We start from the raw sequence: 17436 nt of genomic DNA, 5'->3' as shown, positions 1-17436 counted from the left end.
AATTTAAAGTACACATATATGTCAGCAGAAGCGCACGATCACGATCACGGACACGATCACGAGCACGAACATCATCATAAAGACACGTTCATTACTAAATATATTTTTAGTATTGATCACAAAATGATTGCTAAACAATACTTGATTACTGGTATTATTATGGGAATCATTGGTATTGCAATGTCCTTGCTTTTTAGAATGCAATTGGCGTGGCCAGAAGAGTCTTTTAAGATATTTAATGTTTTATTAGGAGATAAATTTGCACCTGATGGTGTAATGGCAAATGATATTTATTTAGCTTTAGTAACAATTCACGGTACCATTATGGTATTCTTTGTACTGACGGCAGGTTTAAGTGGAACTTTTAGTAATTTACTTATTCCGCTTCAAATTGGAGCAAGAGATATGGCGTCTGGGTTTATGAATATGATTTCATACTGGTTGTTTTTCTTATCAGCTGTTGTAATGTTGTCTTCTTTATTCGTTGAAGCTGGACCAGCATCTGCAGGATGGACAATTTATCCTCCTTTGAGTGCATTGCCACAAGCAATTCCAGGATCAGGAACAGGTATGACATTATGGTTAGTATCTATGGCTATTTTCATCGCATCTTCTTTGATGGGATCTTTAAATTACATTGTTACTGTACTTAACTTAAGAACTAAAGGAATGTCTATGACTAGACTTCCTCTTACAATCTGGACATTTTTCGTAACAGCTATTATTGGTGTTATTTCATTCCCAGTTTTATTATCAGCAGCTTTATTATTGATTTTTGATAGAAGTTTTGGTACTTCATTCTTCTTATCTGATATCTATATTGCAGGAGAGGTTTTACATTACCAAGGAGGTTCTCCAGTATTGTTTGAGCACTTATTCTGGTTCTTAGGTCACCCTGAGGTTTACATCGTAATCTTACCAGCAATGGGTCTTGTTTCTGAAATTATGGCTACGAACTCTCGTAAACCGATCTTCGGATACAGAGCGATGATTATGTCAGTTCTTGCAATTGCATTCTTATCTACTATTGTTTGGGGTCACCACATGTTTATTTCAGGTATGAATCCTTTCTTAGGATCTGTATTTACCTTTACAACTTTATTGATTGCAATTCCTTCTGCTGTAAAAGCATTTAACTGGATTACAACTTTATGGAAAGGTAACTTACAATTTAATCCAGCAATGTTATTCTCTATCGGAATGGTTTCTACTTTCATCACTGGAGGTTTAACAGGAATCATTTTAGGAGATAGTACTTTAGATATTAACGTTCACGATACTTACTTCGTAATTGCTCACTTTCACTTAGTAATGGGTATCTCTGCACTTTACGGAATGTTTGCTGGTATTTACCACTGGTTCCCTAAAATGTATGGAAGAATGTTAAATAAAAACTTAGGTTATATCCACTTCTGGGTAACTGCAGTTTGTGCTTACGGAGTTTTCTTCCCAATGCACTTTATCGGATTAGCTGGTTTACCAAGACGTTACTATACTAACACTAACTTCCCATTATTTGATGATTTACAAAATGTGAATGTTTTAATTACAACATTTGCTCTTGTAGGAGGTGCATTCCAGTTGGTATTCTTATATAACTTCTTTAGCAGTATTTTCTACGGTAAAAAAGCAGTTCAAAATCCATGGAGATCTACAACTTTAGAGTGGACTACACCAGTTGAACATATTCACGGAAACTGGCCAGGAGAAATTCCTCACGTATATCGTTGGCCGTATGACTATAGTAACCCAAATCATGATGTAGATTTTGTTCCTCAAAATGTACCGATGAAAGAAGGTGAAGAAGTTTTACACCACTAAAAATAATCAAAGGCTATCAGAAATGATAGCCTTTTTTGTTTAGTTAAAGTTTTAATCGTTCAGTCTTGCTATTTTACAAACTGATTAGTTTATATATCTTTGTAGGATGAATGAAAATCTAGATCCTACTACTAAAGGATATAACTCAGAAGAGTTAGATCTCGAAAAAAGATTGCGTCCGCTATCATTTGATGATTTTGCTGGACAAGATCAAGTTTTGGAAAATTTAAAAGTGTTTGTTGCCGCCGCTAATCAGCGTGGTGAAGCACTCGATCATGCACTTTTTCATGGACCTCCTGGTTTAGGGAAAACGACTTTGGCAAATATATTGGCTAACGAACTGCAAGTCGGAATCAAAATTACTTCTGGTCCTGTGTTGGATAAACCTGGTGATTTGGCTGGTTTGCTGACAAACTTAGACGAAAGAGACGTTTTGTTCATTGATGAAATTCATCGATTAAGTCCTGTAGTGGAAGAATATTTGTATTCTGCTATGGAGGACTTCAAAATTGATATTATGATTGAATCTGGTCCAAATGCGAGAACAGTGCAAATCAATTTGAATCCCTTTACTTTGATTGGAGCAACAACTCGATCGGGATTATTAACGGCTCCAATGCGTGCTCGTTTCGGAATATCTTCGCGTTTACAATATTATACTACAGAACTTTTGACAACAATTGTTGAAAGAAGTGCCTCTATTCTAAAAATGCCTATTGATCTAGAAGCTGCAATTGAAATTGCTGGAAGAAGCCGCGGAACTCCTCGTATTGCAAATGCATTATTAAGACGTGTTCGTGATTTTGCTCAAATTAAAGGAAATGGAAGAATTGATATAGAAATTTCAAGATATGCTTTAAAAGCCTTAAATGTAGACGCTCATGGTCTAGATGAAATGGATAATAAAATACTATTAACTATTATTAATAAATTTAAAGGCGGTCCGGTAGGACTTTCAACTTTAGCTACAGCTGTTAGTGAAAGCAGTGAAACGATAGAAGAAGTTTATGAGCCTTTCTTGATTCAAGAAGGATTTATCATGCGAACGCCTCGAGGAAGAGAAGTTACAGATAAAGCGTATAAGCATCTTGGAAAAATAAACACAAATATACAGGGAGGTTTATTTTAATTATATGTCAGACAAGTTTAAATATACTTATCCTCAGAATTTATCTTTACTTAGATTTTTCAAGGATGCTGAAGGTGTTCGTAGAAATCCGATTCCTTTTCATAAAAGATATTTTGAGAAATTCGGAGATTCTTTTTCTATACGAATTGGTTTTTCCAAGTATATAATCTTGTCACGAGATAATGAAATTGCACAGCATATTTTAGTTAAGAATCAAAAGAATTATAATAAATCTAAATTTCAATCGGTTTATCTTTCCAAATATTTAGGAAAGGGACTTTTAACTAGTGATGGTGATTTTTGGTTAAAACAGAGACGACTTATTCAGCCAGCATTTCATAAACAAAAAATGAATCAGCTAGTTGATAATATGAATGAGACTATTGCTTCAGAAGTAAATAATTTAGTTGAAGAAAGGCCAATAGATCTTTTTCCAGTTATGAGTAATCTTGCGTTTAATGTTGTCGCAAAATCTTTATTCCAGCTTTCAAATGCTGAGGATAAATTTCATCGCATTAAATTTATTATAGAAGAAGTGCAAAACTTCTTGATTAAGGAAATCAGACTTCCGCATAAAGCTTGGTGGTTTGCAATGAGTGGCCAGGTCAAGAAACATCTTAAGTTAGCAGAGGAAAATAATGCTATTATTAAGGAAATCATCGAGGAAAGAAAAACTTCGAATGAAGAAATTAATGATTTATTGAACATGCTTCTGGAAACCAGATATGAAGATACGGGCGAAAGCATGTCTATTGAACAATTGATTGATGAAATTAAAGTTCTCTTTATTGCAGGACATGAAACCACGGCAAACGCGTTAACTTTTACACTTTATCTTTTAGGAAGAAATCCCGAAGTTCAACAGAAGGTTTTTGAGGAAATCATTGAGGTTGAATCTCAAACAAGCAACACTATAGAACAGCTTCAAAAAATGGTCTATACAAATGCGGTTTTGAACGAGTCTATGCGTTTATATCCACCAGCTTGGATTACTGACAGGCAAAATCTCGAGGATGATGCTTTGGCTGAATTTAAAATTAAAAAAGACACTTTGATTGGAGTTTCTTTTTACGAATTGCATCGTAATCCAAAATATTGGAATAATCCTGATGAATTTATTCCAGAGCGATTTCTTGGAGAGCAAAAAAAGGAATCAATGCAATATTTTTATCCTTTTGGGGCTGGTCCTAGAATGTGTATTGGAACTGGATTTGCCATTTATGAAATGTGTTTAACGATATCTCAGATTGTTAAAAAGTATACTATTAAATCTGATAATGATACCGTTCAGTTTAATCCATTAATTACTTTAAAACCTATTAACGTTGAAGTTTCATTTTCTAAACGATGAGTATCAATTCAAAAGAAACATATTCAAAATTTATAAAAGAAGAAGCCAAAAGACTTGGGTTTATTTCTTGCGGAATTTCTAAGGCTGGTTTTTTAGAACAAGAAGCTCCTCGACTTGAAAATTGGTTAAAGAACAATCGTAATGGTCAAATGGCCTATATGGAAAACCATTTTGATAAGCGTCTCGATCCAACTTTGTTGGTTGATGATGGTAAAAGTGTCGTATCGCTTTTGCTTAATTATTTCCCAGATTCTAAGCAAAACGATGAGAGTTTTAAGATTTCTAAATATGCTTACGGTCAAGATTATCATTTTGTAATTAAGGATAAATTAAAGGAGTTTTTGCACTCAATCCAAGAAAATATTGGAGAGGTATCAGGACGTGCTTTTGTCGATTCGGCACCTGTTTTAGATAAAGCTTGGGCGGCAAAGAGCGGTTTGGGTTGGATTGGAAAAAACAGTAACCTGATTACTCAAAAGGTTGGCTCTTTTTACTTCATTGCCGAACTTATTATTGATTTAGAATTAGAATACGATTATGCAGTTACAGACCATTGTGGGTCTTGTACCGCCTGTATTGATGCCTGTCCTACACAGGCAATTGTAGCACCATATATTGTTGATGGTAGCAAATGCATTTCTTATTATACCATCGAATTAAAAGAAAATCTTCCTGAAGAAATGAAAGGGAAATTCGATGAATGGATGTTTGGCTGTGATACCTGCCAAGATGTTTGTCCATGGAACCGATTTTCTAAACCCCACTCAGAACCTTTATTTAATCCTAATCCAGAGCTGCTTTCTTTTGCTAAAAAAGACTGGATAGAGATTACAGAAGAAACCTTTAAGCTAGTTTTTAAAAACTCTCCTATTAAAAGAACCAAATTCGATGGTTTAAAACGTAATATTAAGTTTTTACAGTAACAAGCTGATGTTTGTTTTATCTTTCTGATTCTTAGTTTTTTATATTAAAAGGATCTTTCTCCCTTTGCGCTATTTTTTTTCCTACGTTTTTTACTTATTTATCAATAAATTCTGTAGGAATTGAATATCTCTTTAAATTTTTAAGAAAATTCGGCTGTTTTATTGTTAAATATTTACAGAAATTAGATTTTCAATAGGTAAACAATTGTTAAAAAATGTTGTTTAACGACTTTATGTGCACTTTGTCGGAATAATGAGGATTGATTTTATTCCTAGATATACTTTCGCACTTTCCAAATCTACTTAATTTAAAACCAGTGAGACTTTTATAGTCTTAAATTACTATATGACAATGGTCTGCATAATGTCTTTTTTATATGTATGTCTTGAAAAAGCTGTTCTAAGTTTTTTTAAATCCATTTTATATTTTTTCTCGTATCTCATCAATATGCTAAAAACAATCATCTGTTTTTTAGCATCCGAAATTTCTGTTCCACAAACTCAAGTTGTCTATGCGTAACTCTACTTTTTGTAAGTCTGGATTTTACAGGCTAATTTTTCTTATTTTATTTATTACATTACCAATATTCTCATACTCACAAGTATGTGGCACCCCTGGAGTTGACGGACCTGTTGCGGTGTCAAGTTCAGTGAATACATATTATCCGATCACAGGAAATGTAACACTGAATGCAGGAGCACAATCTATATATCTAGCAGGTGTGCCAGCAACGGATCAATACTCGAATAATTTTGGCACAACTCCAATCTCTGCTGGAGATTTGATTTTAATTATTCAAATGCAAGATGCCTCAATAAATTATACAAATACAACTAGTTATGGTTCTGGTACGACGAACAGCGGTCCAGATAATCTAGGAGGAACAGGATTTACAGCTCTCGGTAATACCGGGGTTTTTGAGTATGTAATTGCAACAAATAATGTACCCTTGACAGGAGGAAATTTAACGTTTAAAGGTACAGGTGCTAATAATGGTGTCTTGAATAGTTTTTATAATGCAGATCCAACTACTTCAAGAGGAAAGAGGACATTTCAGGTAGTTAGAGTGCCTCAATATTCTAATTTAACTCTTACAGCCAATATTACTACTCCTCCTTTTAATGGAGTTGCGGGTGGTATTATTGCATTTAATGTTTCTGGAACCTTTAACTTTAACGGTTTTAGTATTGATGGAAGTGCAAGAGGTTTTAGAGGAGGATATAGCCCAAAAGCAGGTTCGGATGCTAATGACTCAAAAACTTATGTTGGTGATTCATCAAATAGCAAAATTTCAGGAAAAGGAGAAGGAATAGCTGGTACGCCTAAGTATATGTGGGATGGTTTTAATCAGGTAGCAAATACAGTGGAAGGAATGCCAGGAGGTTCTTCAGGAAGAGGAGCTCCAGCGAATGCAGGAGGTGGTGGTAACGACCATAATACTGGCGGTGGAGGCGGTGGAAATGGTGGATTTGGTGGACTTGGTGGCGCTGGATGGCAAGGTGGTGGTGGAGATTTATTCTCCAATAACCTTACAGGAGCAGGAAGACCAGGATCAAAATCGTATACTGTGATTGAAAAATTTCCAAGGCTTATTATGGGCGGTGGAGGAGGCGCAGGTGATGCAAATGATGCTTCTTCTGGTGTAAAAGGTGGTGTTGGTGGAGCAATTATTCTTATAAACGCAGGGAATGTTTTAGGGAATGGTACTATTTATGCAAATGGAGGAAAAGGAGCGCCTGGAACCTACGCTAACTCACCTGATGGTGCTGGAGGTGGAGGAGCAGGTGGAACAGTTTTGCTGAATGTTTCTAACAATAGTACTGCTACCATTCAAATTCAAGCTAAGGGAGGAGTAGGTGGAAACACTGAAAACGATAATAATAACGAGCACGGACCAGGTGGTGGTGGTGGTGGTGGAATAATCTGTCATAATGTTTCAAGTTCAGTAACCATTACAACAAATGTAATTGGTGGAGCAGCTGGTAAATCTAATGCAGGAAACGGAATTAATCATGGAGCTATTGCTGGAACAGATGGTTATGTATCAACTTTTACAGTTGCAGACGTACCTGCAAATCTACAAGTTAATGCGAATTGTTTCCCCGTTCTTGAGACAAAAGCCAAAACATTATCTACTACTGCAATTTGTAATGCTATTGATGAAAAAGTTTCTTATGAAATTGAAATAAAAAATACGGGAGCAGGAAATGCTGCTGGTGTAATGTTGGATTTTAGTTTTCCAACAGGTATCGAATTTGATTCAGCTACAGCAACTTACTCTACTGGAGCTTCAGGACCAGCAGGAACTCTAGCTAATTCGGCTACAGCTACGGCCAATAATCCTGTTTTTGGAGGATTTAACATTGCACAAAATGGTATTGTTACCATAACTTTATTTGGAAAAGTAGCGGCTTCTATGGCGGCAGGAACTTATAGTGCAAATGCGCAAGCATTATATCTTGACCCAACGCGTACAACAGCCAATTCTACTAGAAGAATAACGGCATTTACAAATGCTTATGGTAGTGCGAATAAAACGTACGAAGGTACAGGCCAATCAAATGTTCCAGGTGTAAATTTTAATGGAACAAGTACTGCCGTTGATGATATATCAATTTTAGCTTTGCCTGCAGCTCCAACAGTGAGTGTAACGCAAACAACTTGTACTGCTCCAACAGGTACAATAACGGTTAATACACCTGCAAACGGTTCTGGAATAAGTTATACATTAACGGGAACAAATCCTGTTTCTGCTTCAGTAAATAGTACAACTGGTATTTTTTCTGGATTGGTACCCGGTACCTATTCGGTAACTACAACAAATCCACAAGGATGTACTTCTGCTGCAAACACTGGTATTGTTATTAATGCAGTTGATGGTGCGCCAACAACAACAGGAGTAACTATTTGTCAAGGTGAAACTGGATCATTGACAGCCACTTCGCCATGTGCGACTTCAAATAGTGTTGGACCACTATTTGGAACCGTAAGTAATGTCTCAGGAACAGGATCAGGATCTTTTGATTGGTCAAATCCTACAGGCGCTAATTCAATTGGCTCAGGTGTTGCCTCTGCAAGTAGCAGTAGCAATACGACAACCAAATATCTTATGGCTAAGGATTTTAAGTTTTCAATTCCAGTAAATGCTAAGATTAAAGGAATTGCAGTGACAATTGGACGTTATGGCAGTGCAAGTGGTAATAATAATTATGTAACCGATAATGCTGTCCGTTTAATTAAAGCAAATGCAATTCTTACTCAAGATAATAAGGTAAGCACTAAATGGTCAACAAGTAGCACGTCGACTATTGATTATGGAGGAGGATCTGATTTATGGAATACTACATGGACGCGTGATGATATTAATGATTCTGGTTTTGGAATTGCTTTATCAGCTAGTATTAGATCAAACAATACTACTGTTACAGCATCTGTTGATTATATTCAGATAACTGTAAGTTATACTATAGGCGAAATAGAATGGTATACCACATCGACAGGTGGTTCATCAATTTATACGGGTACTTCTTTTAATCCAGTAGGAGTTACAGGATCTGGATTGACAAGTACCGCTACAGCAACAACAAAAACGTATTATGCGGCTTGTTCAGGTAATTCAAATTGTAGAGCAGCGGTTAATTTTGTTGTTAATGCAAAACCAACAATTGCAACAATTACTTCTAACTCACGATGTGGTGCAGGAGAAGTAACTTTGGAGGCTACAGCATCAGTAGGAACTATTAATTGGTATGCAGCAGCAACAGGAGGAACATCATTAGGGACAGGAGAGAGTTTTACGACGCCAAGTTTATCAACATCGACTTCTTATTATGTTGACGCAACAGAAAATGGTTGTACTACACCAACAAGAACAGAAGTTAAAGCAACAATAAATACAGTACCAACAATAAATTCGACAACAGAAGGTTCAATATGTGGTTCTGGATCAGTGAAATTAACTGCAACTGCATCAACAGGAGCGACTATTAATTGGTATGCTGATCCTACAAGTTCGACAGTATTAGGAACAGGAACAACTTTTAATACTCCAACTTTAACAGCTACTACAACTTACTATGTAGGAGCAGTAACATCATCAGGTTGTACTTCAACGTCTAGAATTGCTGTCGCAGCAGTTATAAATACGGCTTCTAGTATTGCATTTACAAGTGGCACTCAAAATCCAACAGTTTGTTCTGGAGCATCAGTTCCGAATGCAGTATATACTTTTGGAGGAAGTGCTACAAATGCTACAGTCTCTAATTTACCAACAGGATTGTCTGCTGCAGTTGATACTAATGCAAAAACAGTAACAATTTCTGGAAATCCAACAACAGCTGGTACTTATACTATTACTACAGTTGGTCATACTGCTCCTTGCACAGAAACAACAATTCAAGGAAAGATTACCTTAACACCAAATGTAACGATTGCATCATTTTCACCTGCAACATCTTCTCGTTGCCAAGGAGTTGAAACAATAACAAGAACTACAACAGCAACAAATTCAACAGGAGGTATTGCATATAGCCTAGATTCTGCAAGTAGCACAGGCGGAAATACGATAAATTCAACTACTGGAGCAGTAACTTATGTTGCTGGATGGTCGGGAACAACTACAATCACAGCAAGCGCTGCGGGATGTAACGGACCAGTAACAACTACTCATACAGTAACAACAAATACTTTACCTACAGCAACTATATCTGGAAATTTAACAGCATGTTTAACTACAACTTTGACAGCGAATTCAAATGCAAGTTCAGCAACTTATGTTTGGTACAAAAATAATGTTGCGATTCCTAGTCAAACTTCTTCTACGTTAGTTGTGAATTCTGATGGAGATTATAAAGTAAAAATTAAAAATTCTTCAACTGGATGTGAAGCAACTTCTGCTGCTTCTACAGTAAAAGTTAGTGATACAGAAAAACCTGTAAAACCTGTTTTAGCAGATATTACAGCAGAATGTTCAGTGACAGCAACTGCTCCGACAACGACAGATAATTGTAAAGGAACGGTGACTGGAACAACAACAGATCCATTGACATATAGCACTCAGGGAACTTATACCATTAACTGGAGTTTTAGCGACGGAAATGGAAACGTAGAAACTGCGACTCAAAAAGTAATTATTAAAGACACGCAGAAACCTGTAAAACCAACATTGGCTGACATTACGGGCGAATGTTCAGTAACTGCAACTGCTCCGACAACGACGGATAATTGTAAAGGAACGGTGACTGGAACAACGACGGATCCATTGACTTATAATGCTCAGGGAACTTATACCATTAACTGGAGTTTTAGCGACGGAAATGGAAACGTAGAAACTGCAGCTCAAAAAGTAATTGTTAAGGACACTCAGAAACCTGTAAAACCTGTTTTAGCAGATATTACAGGAGAATGCTCTGCAACAGCAACAGCTCCGACAACGACTGATAATTGTAAAGAAACGGTGACTGGAACAACAACGGATCCATTGACCTATAACACTCAGGGAACTTATACCATTAACTGGAGTTTTAGCGACGGGAACGGAAATACGGAAACAGCAACTCAAAAAGTAATTGTTAAAGACACACAGAAACCTGTAAAACCTGTTTTAGCAGATATTACAGCAGAATGTTCAGTGACAGCAACAGCTCCGACTACGACAGATAATTGTAAAGGAACGGTGACTGGAACAACAACAGATCCATTGACATATAATGCTCAGGGAACTTATGCCATTAACTGGAGTTTTAGCGACGGAAATGGAAACGTAGAAACTGCGACTCAAAAAGTTATTATTAAAGACACTCAGAAACCTGTAAAACCAACATTGGCTGACATTACGGGAGAATGTTCAGCAACAGCAACAGCTCCTACAACAACTGATAACTGCAAAGGAACAGTTACGGGAATAACGGCAGATCCATTGACATATAATGCTCAGGGAACTTATACCATTAACTGGAGTTTTAGCGACGGGAACGGAAATACGGAAACAGCGACTCAAAAAGTTATTATTAAAGATACTCAGAAACCTGTAAAACCAACATTGGCTGACATTACGGGAGAATGCTCTGCAACAGCAACAGCTCCGACGACGACAGATAATTGTAAAGGAACGGTGACTGGAACAACGGCAGATCCATTGACATATAACACTCAAGGAACTTACACGATTAACTGGAGTTTTAGCGACGGAAACGGAAACGTAGAAACTGCGACTCAGAAAGTAATTATTAAAGACACTCAGAAACCTGTAAAACCAACATTGGCAGATATTACAGGAGAATGCTCTGCAACAGCAACTGCTCCGACAACTACAGATAATTGTAAAGGAACGGTGACTGGAACAACAACAGATCCATTGACCTATAATGCTCAGGGAACTTATACCATTAACTGGAGTTTTAGCGACGGAAATGGAAACGTGGAAACTGCTACTCAAAAAGTTATTATTAAAGATACTCAGAAACCGTCAATCACTTGTCCGTTGGCAGTTTCAGTTTCGACAGATGCGAATTCATGCACTGCAACTGGAGTTGCTTTAGGTGCTCCGACAGTATCGGATAATTGCTCTGGAACTGTAACAGTGACGAATAATGCACCTTCAAGTTTCCCAATCGGAAACACTACTGTGACATGGACAGCAACAGATGCAGGAGGAAATATAGAGACTTGCACACAAATCGTTAAAGTAATTGGTGAAATTACAGCAAATGATGATAGTGTTTCTTCATCAAATGGAGTAGCTGGAGGAGTAGTTATTACTAATATTTTTGATAATGATATTTTAAATTGTAATAAAGTTAATAGAGCAGATATTGATGTTACAGTAAATGGTAATGTACCTTCAGTGTTAATTTTTAATGCTACAAATGGTGCTGTGTCAGTAAAACCAAATACTCCAACAGGCACTTATACTTTTGATTATTCAATTTGTGAAATTGCTAATAGTGGAAATTGCAATACAGCTACGGTTAAAGTTGAAATTGTAAATGATTTAGTTGCGGTTAAAGATGATTTCGGAACAAAAACTTCTGGATCGGCAGCATCAAATATCGGAAACGTAAAATCAAACGACACTTTAGACGGGGCATCTGTTACGTCTGCAAATACGGCTGTTACAGCTGGAAGCGACGGACCATTAAGCGTTGATGCAGACGGAGATGTTACTCTGGCAGCCAACACGCCAAGCGGAAGCTACAGCATTACATACGAAATCTGCGAGAAGGGTGCGAATCCATCAAACTGCAAGACAGCTACAGCAGAGGTTAAAGTTGAAAATGGCTTAGTTGCGGTTAAAGATGATTTCGGAACAAAAACTTCTGGATCAGCAGCATCAAATATCGGAAACGTAAAATCAAACGACACTTTAGACGGGGCATCTGTTACGTCTGCAAATACGGCTGTTACAGCTGGAAGCGACGGGCCATTAAGCGTTGACGCCAACGGAGACGTTACTCTGGCAGCCAACACGCCAAGCGGAACGTACAGCATTACATACGAAATCTGCGAGAAAGATGCGAATCCTTCAAACTGCAAGACAGCAACAGCAGAAGTTAAAGTTGTGAATGGTTTAATTGCGGTTAAAGATGATTTCGGAACAAAAACTTCTGGATCAGCATCGGCAATTGTCGGAAACGTAAAATCAAACGACACTTTAGACGGGGCATCTGTTACGTCTGCAAATACTGCTGTTACAGCTGGAAGCGACGGGCCATTAAGCGTTGATGCAAACGGAGACGTTACTCTGGCAGCAAACACGCCAAGCGGAAGCTACAGCATTACATACGAAATCTGCGAGAAGGGTGCGAATCCATCAAACTGCAAGACAGCTACAGCAGAGGTTAAAGTTGAAAACGGCCTAGTTGCGGTTAAAGATGACTTCGGAACAAAAACTTCAGGATCAGCATCGGCAATTGTCGGAAACGTAAAATCAAACGACACTTTAGACGGAGCATCTGTTACGTCTGCAAATACAGTGGTTACAGTTGGAAGCGACGGACCATTAAGCGTTGATGCCAACGGAGATGTTACTCTGGCAGCCAACACGCCAAGCGGAAGCTACAGCATTACATACGAAATCTGCGAGAAATCTGCTAATCCATCGAATTGCAAGACAGCGACAGCAGAGGTTAAAGTTGTGAATACAATAGATGCAGTACTCGATACTATTACTCCAATTAATGGAAACATTGGTGGAACAACAGTATCTTTAATAGGAAACGATACATTAAACGGAAATAAAGCAGTAATTGGAACTAATTCAGGAGAAGTGACGATAAATATTGTTGGCACTTTACCATCTGGATTAACATTAAATACAAATGGAACTATTACAGTAGCTCCAAATACGCCAAAAGGAGATTATAAGATAGAATATACAATATGTGAAGTAGGTGCAGTTCCAACAAACTGCGACTCGGTTACTATTACCGTACCAGTTACAGCAGGAAACCTTGTGGCAAATGCAGACGAAATTCCATCAGTTTTAGGGTCAGATGCTCCTCAGACATTAGGGAAAAATGTATTTGACAATGACACTAAAAACGCACAGCCATTAGATCCTTCAGATGTTACGCTGAAAACTACAGCGGCAGATCCAAAAGGATATCTGACTGTGGATGCAGACGGAAAAATTATTTTAGGAGCAAATCCTCCAGCAGGAGATTATGAGCTGACGTATGAAATCTGCGAGAAATTAAATCCAGACAACTGCAGTTCAAATACTGTGAAGGTAACGGTTGGACTGCCTGTAATTGATGCAGTTGAAGATACGGTGAGTCCAATAAATGGAAATATCGGCGGAAAAACGATTTCATTAACTGCAAATGATAAATTGAACGGAAATCCAATTACAGTTGGAACGGCAGCAGGAGAAGTTAAGTTTGAAATTATCGGAACGCTTCCATCAGGATTAACCCTTAATTCAGATTACACCATAAGTGTTGCGCCAAATACTCCAAAAGGAGATTACAAAGTAGAATATAAAATCTGCGAAAACACGAATCCACTAAACTGCGACTCGGTTACTATTACCGTACCGGTAACGGCAGGAAACCTTGTGGCAAATGCTGATGAAATTCCATCAGTTTTAGGATCGGATGCTCCTCAGACATTAGGGAAAAATGTATTTGACAATGACACTAAAAATGCACAGCCATTAGATCCTTCAGATGTTACGCTGAAAACTACAGCGGCAGATCCAAAAGGATATCTGACTGTGGATGCAGACGGAAAAATTATCTTGGGCGCAAATCCTCCAGCAGGAGATTATGAGCTGACGTATGAAATCTGCGAGAAATTAAATCCAGACAACTGCAGTTCAAATACTGTGAAGGTAACGGTTGGACTGCCTGTAATTGATGCAGTTGAAGACGTGATCGGTTCGATAAACGGAAATATCGGCGGAAAAACAATTTCATTAACTGCAAACGATAAATTGAACGGAAATCCAATCACAGTTGGAACGGCAGCAGGAGAAGTTAAGTTTGAAATTATCGGAACGCTTCCATCAGGATTAACCCTTAATTCAGATTACACCATAAGTGTTGCGCCAAATACTCCAAAAGGAGATTATAAGGTAGAATATAAAATCTGCGAAAACACGAATCCACTAAACTGCGACTCGGTTACTATTACCGTACCAGTTACAGCAGGAAATCTTGTGGCAAATGCTGATGAAATTCCATCAGTTTTAGGATCAGATGCTCCTCAGACATTAGGAAAAAATGTATTTGACAATGACACTAAAAACGCGCAGCCATTAGATCCTTCAGATGTTACGCTGAAAACTACAGCGGCAGATCCAAAAGGATATCTGACTGTAGATGCAGACGGAAAAATTATCTTGGGCGCAAACCCTCCAGCGGGAGATTATGAGCTGACTTATGAAATCTGTGAGAAATTAAATCAAGACAACTGCAGTTCAAACACTGTGAAGGTAACAGTTGGACTGCCAGTAATTGATGCAGTTGAAGATACGGTAAGTCCAATAAATGGAAATATCGGCGGAACAACCATTTCATTAACAGCAAATGATAAATTGAACGGAAATCCAATTACAGTTGGAACAGCAGCAGGAGAAGTTAAGTTTGAAATTATCGGAACGCTTCCATCAGGACTTACATTAAATTCAGACTATACGATTACAGTTGCGCCAAACACGCCGGCCGCAGATTATAATGTCGAATATAAAATCTGTGAAAATACAAATCCATTAAATTGTGATTCGGTAATTACAGTAGTAAAAGTTACAGGAGGAAATCTTGTAGCAAATGAAGATGTTATGCCGTCAGCAGTTGGAGTAAACATTCCGCAGAAAGTAATCAACATTTTTGAGAACGATACTAAAGATGGAAATAAATTAGTGCCATCAGAGGTAGATCTTAAAGTAACGCAAGGGGATCCAAAAGGATATTTAACGGTGGATGCAGACGGAAATGTTATACTAGCTCCTAATGCACCTGCGGGAGAATATGAATTGACATACACAATATGTGAGAAATTAAATCCGAATAACTGTGATTCAAATGTTGTAAAAGTTACGGTAACAGAACCAAAAATGGCAGTAACTGCAAATAGTTATTGTTCAAACAATGTTCCTTATGTTAACTATTCGGTTTCACCAGAAAATTTCACGACAAATAATCTATTAACAGTAAAATGGATTGATAGTAATAATAATGTAGTGGCAACTCAAACCAATCTGCCATTAAGCGGAAATATTTTATGGCCTGGAGCAGAGGTTGACAACAACAAAAATGGAACAGATTGGCCAGGATGGATTTTAAATAACGGAATATGGTCAGAAGGTGCCGACGGATTTGAAGCTACCAGAAATGGAGTGAAAATTGAATTTTCATTAAATCCAACGGTTACAGTTTCTGTTGCTTATCCGCCAGCTACGCCAGATTGTAATGCACGTCCAACATTCTCAATAAAAGCAAATAATGATGAAACGGGACCTGTAAATGTGAAAAAAGGAGCAAACGCTACGGTTAATATTTTTCTAAATGACTTATTGAATGGAGCGCAAATTAAGCCTTCAGATGTTATTTTATCAATACCTGTAGTAAATCCAAACTTCTCATTAAATGAAAATGGTTCGGTCAATATTGCTGCAAATACGCCAGATGGAATTTACGAATTGACTTATCAGATCTGTGAAGTTGCGAATACATCAAATTGCAGTCAAGCGGTTATTAAAATTACAGTTGATAATGTTGCAGATCCAGCTCCGCCAACAGAAAATCAAATTACTTTAAATAATGATAATGATGTTAGTGCAGATGGAATTAATGGTTCATTAGAATTTGTAAATGTTTTAGAAAATGATTTAATAAACGGAAAACCAATAAATCCTGCAGATGTTACAATTAAGCCTTTAACAGAAAGTCCATATTTTGAATGGAATGCTGACGGAACGGTAAATGTTAAGCCAAACACGCCAGGAGGAAATTATCCGTTGACTTATCAGGTTTGCGAAAAAGCAAATTCGTCAAATTGTTCTACTGCGACATTAAATGTTTTTGTAGAAGTGCCAGCTATTTCTGTGATCAAAACAGCAGTTTTCAATGACGAAAACAAGAGCGGTTTTGCAAATGCAGGAGAAACAATTACGTACAAATTTACTGTAACTAATACAGGAAATGTACCACTTGTTGGAATCACTATTAACGATCCGTTGCCAGGAGTAGTAGTTTCTGGGCCAGCAATTAATTTGGGTGTCAACGAATCTAACGAAACTAATTTTACAGCGGTTTACAAAATCACTCAAGAAGATATTAACCGTGGCAGTGTGAGTAATCAGGCAACAGTTAAAGGAAGCAGTGTAAGAGGAGTTGTAGTTGAAGATCAGTCAGACGATGCAAGCAATAGCGGAGATAGTCCAACAGTCTTAGACCTAAACGGATGTTCTATTAAAGTAATGAATGCTTTCTCTCCAAACGGAGACAGTAAGAATGCAAGATTCTACATTAGAGGAATTGAATGTTATCCGGATAACACGGTTGAAATTTATAACCGTTGGGGAGTTTTGGTTTTCAGTATAGATCAGTACAATAATAACGATCGAGTTTTTGAAGGATATTCTAACGGACGTTCTACAATTAAACAAACAGACGGTCTTCCGGTTGGAACGTATTTCTATATCTTAAAATACAAAGACAGTGCTCAGAAATCTCACCAAGAATCTGGTTACTTATACCTTAATAAATAA

The 17436-nt window shown here is 37.4% G+C and carries 5 protein-coding genes; all 5 read left to right on the top strand.

Annotated features, from left to right (window positions below):
- The first annotated feature begins 18 nt into the window (after positions 1-18).
- Positions 19-1821 (top strand): cytochrome c oxidase subunit I, encoded by a 1803-nt coding sequence (locus NCC77_RS01965; protein WP_250834137.1) that lies wholly within the window; start codon positions 19-21, stop codon positions 1819-1821.
- A gap of 106 nt (positions 1822-1927) precedes the next feature.
- The gene (ruvB, locus tag NCC77_RS01960) at positions 1928-2950 is read left to right on the top strand and encodes a Holliday junction branch migration DNA helicase RuvB (RefSeq protein ID WP_095927926.1); all 1023 of its coding nucleotides are present in this window, start codon (positions 1928-1930) and stop codon (positions 2948-2950) included.
- Between the two features lie 4 nt (positions 2951-2954).
- The gene (locus NCC77_RS01955) at positions 2955-4301 is read left to right on the top strand and encodes a cytochrome P450 (RefSeq protein ID WP_250834136.1); all 1347 of its coding nucleotides are present in this window, start codon (positions 2955-2957) and stop codon (positions 4299-4301) included.
- Complete coding sequence (gene queG, locus NCC77_RS01950; RefSeq protein ID WP_250834135.1) at positions 4298-5224, top strand: tRNA epoxyqueuosine(34) reductase QueG; 927 nt, start codon at positions 4298-4300, stop codon at positions 5222-5224. Before NCC77_RS01955 ends, queG begins: the two co-directional genes overlap by 4 nt.
- 650 nt (positions 5225-5874) lie before the next feature.
- On the top strand, positions 5875-17436 hold the full coding sequence (locus NCC77_RS01945; protein ID WP_284705074.1) for an Ig-like domain-containing protein: 11562 nt from the start codon (positions 5875-5877) through the stop codon (positions 17434-17436).

This window comes from Flavobacterium tyrosinilyticum (assembly GCF_023656565.1).
Taxonomy (GTDB): Bacteria; Bacteroidota; Bacteroidia; order Flavobacteriales; family Flavobacteriaceae; genus Flavobacterium; species Flavobacterium tyrosinilyticum.
The sequence above is the reverse complement of the archived record's forward strand: the minus strand, read 5'-3'. Positions and strand labels throughout refer to the sequence as shown.